Raw genomic sequence first — 348 nt, forward strand, 5'->3', positions numbered from 1 at the left:
GGAATGCCCACTTATGACAATACCAATTTTATCAGCTTGGTAAAACAACTGATAGAATCTGGCAAGCAAACGGCTCAAATGATTAAGTCTGTAAAATTCCTGAAAGATGCAAAAGAGGCAATAGAGAAAGTATCAAGCGTTGTTGAGCAACTGAGAGCAGTTGAGGAAATTGGACAGAACAATCAGCGCCTTATCAACGTAATGCAAAATGATTTACAGGATATTTTGAATTCGCCCTACATCAAACCCGATGAAGTTTCAAGGGTTGTGGAATCTTTCGATGCCATAGTTCAAAATTCATTGGACACGGTAGATTTTATCGATGAAGTCCTATCCAGCGATTACCTA

The 348-nt window shown here is 38.8% G+C and carries 1 pseudogene; it reads left to right on the forward strand.

From position 1 onward, the window contains the following. Nucleotides 1–348: pseudogene (locus RM529_RS17900) on the forward strand (conjugal transfer protein); the annotation flags it as partial.

The organism is Autumnicola edwardsiae (assembly GCF_031846505.1).
In the GTDB taxonomy this organism is placed as follows: Bacteria; Bacteroidota; Bacteroidia; order Flavobacteriales; family Flavobacteriaceae; genus Autumnicola; species Autumnicola edwardsiae.